This window comes from Thiohalomonas denitrificans (assembly GCF_016841685.1).
Lineage (GTDB): Bacteria > Pseudomonadota > Gammaproteobacteria > Thiohalomonadales > Thiohalomonadaceae > Thiohalomonas > Thiohalomonas denitrificans_A.
In genome coordinates this window covers 1-8,630 of record NZ_JAENYR010000110.1, presented here as the reverse complement: position 1 = coordinate 8,630, position 8,630 = coordinate 1, and the positions used below count along the sequence as shown (strand labels likewise).

Annotated in this window: 7 protein-coding genes; all 7 read right to left on the bottom strand. The window is 60.4% G+C overall.

Annotated features, from left to right (window positions below; all coding sequences use genetic code 11):
* Positions 1-231: 231 nt before the first annotated feature.
* The gene (locus tag Q7L05_RS16095; protein ID WP_303909089.1) at positions 232-1,473 is read right to left on the bottom strand and encodes a glycerate kinase type-2 family protein; all 1,242 of its coding nucleotides are present in this window, start codon (positions 1,471-1,473) and stop codon (positions 232-234) included.
* Positions 1,474-1,485: 12 nt separating this feature from the next.
* The gene (locus Q7L05_RS16090) at positions 1,486-2,112 is read right to left on the bottom strand and encodes a class I SAM-dependent methyltransferase (protein ID WP_303909086.1); all 627 of its coding nucleotides are present in this window, start codon (positions 2,110-2,112) and stop codon (positions 1,486-1,488) included.
* Positions 2,113-2,784: 672 nt separating this feature from the next.
* Positions 2,785-3,972 (bottom strand): O-succinylhomoserine sulfhydrylase, encoded by a 1,188-nt coding sequence (locus Q7L05_RS16085; protein WP_303909083.1) that lies wholly within the window; start codon positions 3,970-3,972, stop codon positions 2,785-2,787.
* Between the two features lie 258 nt (positions 3,973-4,230).
* Positions 4,231-5,745, bottom strand: a complete 1,515-nt coding sequence (gene purF, locus Q7L05_RS16080; RefSeq protein ID WP_303909079.1) for an amidophosphoribosyltransferase — start codon at positions 5,743-5,745, stop codon at positions 4,231-4,233.
* Positions 5,746-5,796: 51 nt separating this feature from the next.
* Positions 5,797-6,285 carry a CvpA family protein gene (locus Q7L05_RS16075; RefSeq protein WP_303909077.1) on the bottom strand — a complete coding sequence of 163 codons (489 nt, stop codon included), beginning with the start codon at positions 6,283-6,285 and terminating at the stop codon, positions 5,797-5,799.
* Between the two features lie 108 nt (positions 6,286-6,393).
* Positions 6,394-6,966, bottom strand: coding sequence for an SPOR domain-containing protein (locus Q7L05_RS16070; RefSeq protein WP_303909074.1), 573 nt, complete (start codon positions 6,964-6,966; stop codon positions 6,394-6,396).
* A 37-nt stretch (positions 6,967-7,003) separates the two neighbouring features.
* Positions 7,004-8,263, bottom strand: a complete 1,260-nt coding sequence (folC, locus tag Q7L05_RS16065) for a bifunctional tetrahydrofolate synthase/dihydrofolate synthase (RefSeq protein WP_303909071.1) — start codon at positions 8,261-8,263, stop codon at positions 7,004-7,006.
* Positions 8,264-8,630: the final 367 nt, after the last annotated feature.

The following is an 8,630-nucleotide window of genomic DNA, read 5'->3' as shown; positions in this document are numbered from 1 at the left end:
CAGTGACGAACCTTTAGCCGTCATTGCGAGCCACAGCGACGTGGCAATCACGGGCCTAGGACACCAGATCACTTCGTCGCCGCGACTCCTCCTAATGACAGCCGGGGCAAATTCATCAAGAGCAGAACCGTGTTGGATTTAATAGAAGTGCCCTTATATCGCTCGCTTCAACGTATACGGTTGCCCTGTGGGCCGTCGGCAGGCGCCAAGGCACGGCCCGCCACGGGGAGTTCAAACCTTCAGACCCAGTACCAGGTCCATGACGTTGGTTCCGGTAGGACCGGTATGGATGAGGTCACCGCTGGCCTCGAGGAAGGAGCCCGAATCGGCGCGTCGGAGGGCTTCGTCGGGGTCGAACCCTTCCTCCTGACCGCGCTGCACGGTGCCGCCATCGACCAGGGCGCCGGCATCATTGGTGGGACCATCCGTTCCGTCGCTTCCGGCCGCGAGCAGAAAAATGTCATTCCGACCGGCAATTTCGGTGGCCGCGGCCAATGCCAGTGTCTGATTGCGGCCGCCGCGGCCCGGCTCATCGGGAAGTTCGACCGTGCTTTCGCCTCCCCAGACATAGAGCCCCGGTTCGGCCCCGGTCAACTGTTTGCCGAAGCGGCGGCCCATCTCCAGGGCATTGCCCGTAAATACCCGCTCATCCACCCGGCTTTTCAATCCTGCACGTGCTGCCTCGGCTGCAGCCGCTTCGCGGGCATTACGATTGCTGATCAACACCCGGGTTTCCAGCGGGGCGAAACAGGGATCGGCGGGATCCGGGGCCTTCGGAACCCGGCCAAGCAGTTGTTGCAACCAATCCGGAATATCAAATTCGATGCTGAGAGATTCAGGCGGATGCGGCACAAGCAGCCCCGAACCAATCACCTTGGGATCATCGTCGGGAACATCCGACATCATCAGGTTGCGGGTATGGCGAACGGCCAGGTAGCGGGCAAGGCGTCCCGCCTTGATACAGGAGAGCCCTTTGCGGACTCGATTCACGGCTTCTATATCCCTGCCGGATCCCAGGAGCCATCCCGTGGCACGCTCAAGTTCCGCCAGCCCCACTCCTTCCGGAAGCACTTCGACTAAAGCGGACGTGCCGCCTGAGACGAAAAACAGCAACTCCGAACGTCGGGGAACTTCGGCGAGGAACTCCAGCAAGCGTCTCCCGGCGCGGAGACTGGCTTCATCGGGGACGGGATGACCTGCGCTCAGACACTCCACCCGGGGATCGTCACAGGCAGCACCCAAATGGTCATGCTTCGTGATGACCAGCCCCTTTTGGAACCGGTCACCCAAGGCCTCCGCGGCGCCTTTCATCATCCGCTCCGCGGCCTTTCCAACTGCGACCACTACGGCATCGGCTGCGGGTGGCTCCTTCTCCAGGTAATCGCGTGCCACGCGGTCACCCGCAACCGCATCGATAGTGGTCCGGTAGACAGCGAGCAGTCGTTGGCGCTGTTCACTCCCGAAGTCGTCCATGAAGTTTGCCGCTCAGTGGAGTTTTACGAATCTACAATAGCTGAACTTCTGTATCTTGCCCGCCGGCGTCCGATGCGCTTCCGTTCGGTGCTCCAGAAGCTGAAAACCCTGGCCAAGTTCGGCCGCCAGGGTTTCGGGGGCGTAGCGCACCACCTCCAGGCCACTGCAGCGCTCGGGACCATCGGGTGCAAATGCCGCAATAATCACCTGTCCACCCGGGCGGACGGCCCGTTCGAGGACGGTGCGATAAGCCTCACGATCAGCCGGCTCGGTCAGAAAATGGAAAACGGCGCGATCGTGCCAAACGGAGAAGCGGCGTGGCGGCACGAAGCGAGTGACATCCTGCTCGAACCACGACACCCTGGCCTGCAGAGCGCCCAGCCGCCGTTGGCTCGTGCGTAGCGCCTCACCGGACAAATCCAGCACCGAAACATCATCGTAGCCATTAGCCAGCAGGACATCGACAAGCCGCGAGGCGCCGCCACCTATATCGATGACAGGTCCATCACGGCCGATCTCCGTAGCCGCGATCAATTCCAGAGAAAGCCGCGGGTCGGGCTGGAACCAACTGACCTCCCGATCCGATTTCGTTCGATAAACCTCCTCCCAATGTGCCTTGCGGTCAAAGCCTTCGTCCATTGCGTCCCCTCTCTTTTCGCACCGGAACCCCAACGATCACATGAACAAGAGGTCGCGCCAAGCAGAAATGCAAAAAACATCCATAACTGTTCACGCCCCCGCCATTCCCCGTCCTCCCCCGCCATTCCCCATCCTCTCTCCCGTCATTCCCGCGTAGGCGGGAATCCAGAGAACAACAACACAGCTCAAAGTGGATCCCCGACAGCGCGGGGATGACGATCCTTCAGCTTGGGGCTGCGGATCGCCTGGTCGTGGATCCCCGCCTGCGCGGGGATGACGAATCTCCTGGTGGGCCGTGCGTCTGTTGCAATTTTTCCCCAACCCCTGGCCCATTCCAGCTCCCCCGTCATTCCCCGTCCTCCCCCGTCATTCCCCGTCATTCCCGCGTAGGCGGGAACCCAGAGAACAGCGACATGGCTCAAAATGGATCCCCGCCTGCGCGAGGATGACGATCCTTCAGCCTGGGGCGGCTGATCGCCTGGTCGTGGATCCCCGACAGCGCGGGGATGACGATCCTTCAGCCTGGGGCGGCTGATCGCCTGGTCGTGGATCCCCGCCTGCGCGGGGATGACGATCCTTCAGCCTGGGGCAGCTGATCACCTGGTCGTGGACCCTCGCCGGCGCGGGGATGACGAATCTCCTGGTGGGCCATGCGTCTGTTGCAATTTTGTCCTAACGCCTGGCTGATTCCAGCCCCCGCGCCAGGTCCGCCTGAATATCCGCAACGTCTTCCAGACCGACCGAAATCCGAATCAGACCCTCTTTGATCCCGGCAGACTCGCGCTGCTCGGCGCTGAGCCGGCCATGGGTCGTGGTAGCCGGATGGGTGATCGTCGTCTTGGTGTCACCCAGATTGGCCGTGATGGACACCATCCGGGTGCCGTCGATTACGCGCCAGGCGGCCTGCCGTCCGCCTGTCACCTCGAATGCGACGATACCCCCAAAGGCTGTCTGCTGCCGTGCCGCCAGGGCATGCTGTTGGTGATCGCTCAACCCCGGGTAGTGGACGCGGGCTACCGCCGGTTGCTCAGCCAACCAATGCGCCAGTGAAAGGGCGTTTTCGCTATGTGCCTTCATACGCAATGAAAGCGTTTCCAGTCCCTTGAGGAACACCCAGGCATTAAAGGGACTCATGGTCGGCCCGGCTGTACGCAGAAATCCGAATACCGGCTCCATGAGTTCATCGCTGCCGACCACCGCCCCGCCGATGCAGCGTCCCTGACCGTCGATATATTTCGTCGCTGAATGGATGACGATATCGGCACCCATCTCCAGTGGGCGTTGCAGTGCGGGCGTGCAGAAACAGTTATCGACCACCAGGCGACATTCGTTGGCGTGGGCGAGCACTGCCAGTGCGGTGATGTCGGCCACTTCCGTCAGCGGGTTGGAGGGTGTCTCCAGAAACAGCAGCTGCGTCTTCGGCCGGATCGCTCCCTCCCAGGCGGAGAGCTCGGTCAGTGGTACATACGAGATGTCGATCCCGAATTTCTTCAGGTAATTCTCGAACAGACTGACTGTGGAGCCGAACAGGGCCGTGGAGGCAACGATGTGGTCACCTGCCTTCAGCAACCCCATACAGGTAGAGAGAATGGCCGACATTCCCGAGCCAGTGGCAACGCAGCGCTCCCCACCCTCCAGTGCCGCCAATCGCTCTTCGAAGGTCCGCACGGTGGGGTTCGTGAAGCGGGAATAGATGTTACCGGGCTCCTGCCCGGAAAAACGCGCCGCCGCCTGGGCCGCCGTATCAAAAGTGAAGCTGGAAGTGGCAAAGATCGCTTCGCTCTGCTCCCCTTCAAGAGTCCGCACCTGACCGGCACGCACCGCACGCGTCTCGAAACCGTATTCATCCCATTCATTCATGCCTTGGCCCTTTACTAACCACGGGGAACACGGGGAGCACGGGGGCTTGGAATTTTATTCCCCGTGTATCCCGTGCGCCCCGTGGTTCTTTGTCTTTCCAGCGGGCGGGCACAAAAAAACCTGCTCAGCCGGTGTGCTAAAGCAGGTCTTCTCGCGCCTCGCTTTAGCCGCATTTCTATAGCGCCCGCAAGCTGATGCTCAAATCGGCGCTTCTTGCAGATTAGGGAAGCGACCCGGGGGTGTCAACCCAACCGTGCCCTACTCCGAGTTGTGCAGATCGATGGTTACGCCCTCTTCGAGGTCCCACGTCTCCTTGGCGCCGTCGGAACGGCACTGCTCCAGCTGCTTCAGGTATTCGGGGGTCACGTCCCCGGTAGGGTATTCGCCGCTGAACACCGAGGTATCGAACTGGCGAACCCTCTTATTATCCTTGTACAACACCGCACTGATCAGGTCATCCAGGTCCTGGTAAATGAGCCAGTCGGCACCGATGGCCTCGGCGATCTGCTTCTCGTCGCGGCCGTGCCCGATCAACTCGGCGGTGGTAGGCATATCGATGCCGTACACGTTCGGATAACGCACAGGCGGTGCCGCGGATGCAAAATAGACCTTGTTGGCACCCGCATCGCGGGCCATCTGGATGATCTGCTTGGAGGTGGTCCCCCGCACGATGGAGTCATCCACCAGCAGCACGTTCTTGCCCCTGAATTCCAGACCAATTGCATTGAGCTTCTGACGCACCGATTTCTTGCGCTGTTTCTGGCCCGGCATAATGAAGGTGCGGCCGATATAGCGATTCTTGATAAATCCTTCCCGGTACAGTACTCCGAGCTCATAGGAGAGCTGCAGCGCCGAGGTGCGGCTGGTATCGGGGATCGGAATCACCACGTCGATGTCGTGCTGCGGCCACTCGCGCAGAATCTTGCGGGCCAACCGCTCTCCCATGCGCAGGCGTGCCTTGTAGACGGAGATGCCATCGATAATGGAGTCGGGACGGGCGAAATAGACGTACTCGAAGATGCAGGGGCTATAGACCGACCCCTCTGCACAGCGACGCGAATGGAAATTCCCATCCACATCGATGAAGACCGCCTCGCCCGGTTCCAGGTCACGAACACGTTCAAAACCGAGCGCGTCCACGGCTACGGTTTCCGAGGCCACCGTCCACTCGGTCCCTCCCGGCGTTTCCCTCCGGCCGATGACCAGCGGCCGTATGCCGTGTGTATCCCGGAAGGCGACGATACCGTAGCCGATGATCATGGCCACGGCTGCGTAGGCTCCGCGCACCCGTTTGTGAACACGGGTAATGGCCTCGAACACGTCTCCCTCGTCGATCCGCAGCTTGCCCTGGCGCTGTAGCTCGTGAGCAAAGACATTGAGCAGGATTTCGGAATCGGAGTTGGTATTGATGTGGCGCAGATCCTCGCGGAACATATCACCCTTGAGGGTCTCGGCATTGGTCAGGTTGCCGTTGTGGGCCAGAGAGATCCCGTACGGCGAATTGACGTAAAACGGTTGCGATTCGGCGGAGCTGGAGCAACCTGCGGTCGGGTACCGGACATGGCCGATTCCCATATTGCCTTTCAAGCGCAGCATATGCCGCGTGTGAAAGACGTCGCGGACCAGGCCGTTATCCTTTCGCAGATGCAGCCGATCGCCATCACTGGTCATGATGCCCGCAGCATCCTGACCCCGATGCTGAAGCACCGTCAGGCCGTCGTACAGGCCCTGATTAACAGGCGATTTACCGACGATGCCGATAATTCCACACATGCCTTGAAGTCACCTCTGGTGAGCCGCCCCACGTAAACGTAGTGGAACGGTTCAATAATGAATGGAGTCGGCCAACTCAACCGGCAAATAGTACCGAACCCAAATAGCCGTTTCCTGGAAGTAAGGCATCAAAATCGACGCGTCCCACCAAGGGTCTTCGGGCAGCTTGGTAAGACCCGCCAAAATCACCAAAGCGAGCACGACGACCGCGCCACGAACGATGCCGAAAAAGGCCCCAATGAATCGGTCGGTACCGGAGAGTCCGGTCTTTCGTACCAGCTGCACCGCCATGAAATTCACCAGCGCCGCCAACAGCAGCGTGAAAAGCAACAGCGCGGCAAACGCCACCGAAAACCTCAATGAGGGCACTTCGATGTAGGGTCTCAGAAACGTTTCAAGATTGTTCGAAAACGTCAGTGCCACCCAGAAGGCAACAAGCCAGCCCACCAACGACAGGGCCTCCTTGGTGAAGCCTCGCACGAGACTGATCAAGAGCGACAGCGCAATGATAGCGAGAATGGTGTAATCGGCCCAGTTCATGCTCAGTGTGGCGCCCCGTCCTGCGTCATTTGTGACTCTCTGATGTGCACCCTTCTACAGCGCTTTCCCGGAAAAGCGGGGATTTTACCAGAGTGATGGAGGGAATGCTCATGGCTGAGTCATCACCAAAGCCGGCAAATCGGGCTCTTTTAGCGCCACCCTTTCCATGACGGACTCGGCCCGCTCGCGACTCGCCTCAGGACCGATCCGCACACGGTAAATGGATTTGCCGCTGCTCCTCACCTCTTCCACAAACGCATCGAAGTCTTCGCCACGGAGACGGTCCCGTAATCTCAAGGCATTTTCCGAGCTGGAGAAACTACCTACCTGAACAGCCCAGGTCTTTACCTCTCCTGCTCTATCAGGCAGCGTCTTCCCCTCCTCCGCTTGGGCTCTCACCGGAGAATCCGGTTCCGGTTCCGGCCCCGCTTCGGCTACAGGCCCAGTCATGACAGGAGGCGCATCCTCCCTCTCGATTACCGCCGGCTTCGGCTCCAGCGGTGTCGGTTGACGGGGTGGAATATCGAGCGGCTCGAAATGGTAGCCAGTCTTGGGCGGGATATTGCTGCCAAAGGCCGGCATGCTGGAGTCATCACCATCCAGAAGCATCGGCACGAAGATCACCGCCAGAGCCACCAGGACGATCGCACCGACCAGCCGCTGTTTGAGTCCCGAATTCAAAACACCACCTTACTTGACCAAAACCGGTTGAGAGCCATTATACGGACCCGTCCCAGGCTTCCGCCACTGTATTAAAAGAACCGAAGATCACAATCCGATCGCCCGGTTCGGCGCGGCGGCGGGCCTCCAGCAGAAGCGAGGAGACCGAAGGCCCGCACTCCACAGAGCGAATCCCTGCCTTCTCCAGCTGCCGGGCGGTCTCCTCTGCGACCGTCGGGCGCGACCCCCCGAGGCCGGCGACGAACCAATGATCGATACATCCCGAAAGCGGCTTCGCGATACCGGCGATATCCTTGTCCGCCAACACGGCGAATACGGCCAGCGTACGGCCGGGCGCGGGCAACCGCGCAAGATTTCGAGCCAGCTCCCCGGCAGCCTGGGGATTGTGTGCCACATCCAGAATCTCCGGCACATCACCCGCACGCACTTCGAACCGTCCCCGTACACGAGCACTCAGCAGCCCTTCGCGCACCGCTCTCTGGTCTACCGGCAGCCGGTCAACGATGCAGTCAAGCACCATCAGAACGCCTGCCGCGTTCTGAAACTGGGACGCACCACGCATCATCGGCCACGGAAGTGCATCCCTCCGTCGCCCTGCGCCTGTCCACGACCAATCCCCGCCGTGGACCTGATAATGATAATCGTCATTTGCACAATAGAGCGATGCGCCGACCTGCCGGGCAACCTTGATGAGAGAGCGCGGCGGCTGCGAATCACTACAGACTGCCGGTCGTCCGGCGCGAAAGATACCGGCCTTTTCCCTGCCGATGGCCTCGCGATCACTCCCCAGCCAGGCTGTGTGATCCACATCCACCGCCGTGACCAGTGACACATCCGGATCCCAGGCATTCACCGCATCCAGCCGACCGCCCATGCCTACTTCGAGCACGGCAATATCAAGCTCCGACCGGGAAAACAGTTCGAAGGCGGCCAGTGTCCCAAATTCGAAATAGGTCAGGGAGATGTCGCCACGGGCCTTGTCGATGATGTCGAAGGCATCGCACAGTGCAGCCTCATCGATTTCTCGGCCGTCGATACGAATGCGCTCGGTATAGCGAAGCAGGTGTGGCGAGGTATAGGTGCCGACCCGGTAACCGGCCGCGCGGAGAATGGCCTCCAGCATGGTGACGCTGGAGCCCTTGCCGTTGGTGCCTGCGACGGTGATGACGGGAAACGGCGCTCGTTGCCGGCCCATGCGCGCAAGGACCGTGCCCAGGCGCTCCAGCCCCAGTTCAATCTCGGCCGGATGCAGGGTCTCCTGCCAGGCCAGCCACTTATCGAGAGAGGAAAAACGCATGGGGCAACTAACCACAGAGGTCACAGAGCGACTAGGAAAAAAAGTGAGCCGTTGATTCCTCGTGAACCAAGGGCCATTAACGTACCCGGTTTCTCATTTATTCGGTCCTGTGCAGCAGGGGGTACGGCTCCTGATGAACAGCGACGAAGTAATCCCTAACTCCCAACAGCGAGATTGCCGCATCGCTGAGGCTCCTCCTGAAGAACATCCCCTCGCTGTCATTACGAGGACGCCTACATGGATGTAGGTGGTAGAGCGACGCAGGATGCCAAAGCCGAGCCCCGGCGACGAAGTAATCTCCTGCTCCCGAAGCCCCAGATTGCCGCGTCGCTGGGGCTCCTCCTGATGAACTTGCCCTCCCCGCTGT

Bases quoted from the DNA above. Each gene is read 5' to 3' on its own strand.
- purF (WP_303909079.1), bottom strand. From the start codon at position 5,745: ATGTGTGGAATTATCGGCATCGTCGGTAAATCGCCTGTTAATCAGGGC.
- folC (WP_303909071.1), bottom strand. From the start codon at position 8,263: ATGCGTTTTTCCTCTCTCGATAAGTGGCTGGCCTGGCAGGAGACCCTG.
- Q7L05_RS16085 (WP_303909083.1), bottom strand. From the start codon at position 3,972: ATGAATGAATGGGATGAATACGGTTTCGAGACGCGTGCGGTGCGTGCC.
- Q7L05_RS16090 (WP_303909086.1), bottom strand. From the start codon at position 2,112: ATGGACGAAGGCTTTGACCGCAAGGCACATTGGGAGGAGGTTTATCGA.
- Q7L05_RS16075 (WP_303909077.1), bottom strand. From the start codon at position 6,285: ATGAACTGGGCCGATTACACCATTCTCGCTATCATTGCGCTGTCGCTC.
- Q7L05_RS16095 (WP_303909089.1), bottom strand. From the start codon at position 1,473: ATGGACGACTTCGGGAGTGAACAGCGCCAACGACTGCTCGCTGTCTAC.